Below are 395 nucleotides of genomic sequence, written 5' to 3'. Positions count from 1 at the left end.
GCTTTCTCGCGTTGTGGACGGCGTTTGAGGCAACGGTGCTGTAATAGCTAATCTGCCGCTATGGCGCTTACATTTGAGGTGGATCCCAAGTTCGACAGCACTCTGCGGGACGGCATCTGCGCACTCTGGGCCGATGTCTCCAACGCGGGTGGTGCCGTCGGTTTCGTGCCACCCGTCACCACCGAGGACGTCCGGCCCGAATTGGTCAAGCACCTCGTCTCGATGGCCGAGGGCCGTACCCGGCTGCTGGTCGGGTACGACGAGAAGGGTGCCGTCGCCGCCACGGCCTTTCTCGTCCGCAACACCCACCGGCTGATGTCCCACTGGCTCTGGCTCTACACGGTGATGGTCCACCCCGGCCATCAGGGCAAGGGCTACGGCCGCGAGTTGATGAC

General features: G+C 63.8%; 1 protein-coding gene. It reads left to right on the top strand.

Features of this window, described 5'->3' with window-relative positions; all coding sequences use genetic code 11:
- Positions 1 to 60: 60 nt before the first annotated feature.
- A partial coding sequence (locus AC1DUE_RS20565) for an N-acetyltransferase family protein (RefSeq protein ID WP_477041254.1) occupies positions 61 to 395 on the top strand: 335 nt, incomplete at its 3' end.

It is taken from the genome of Cellulomonas sp. P4_A2 (genome assembly GCF_056402515.1).
The sequence above is the reverse complement of the archived record's forward strand: the minus strand, read 5'-3'. Positions and strand labels throughout refer to the sequence as shown.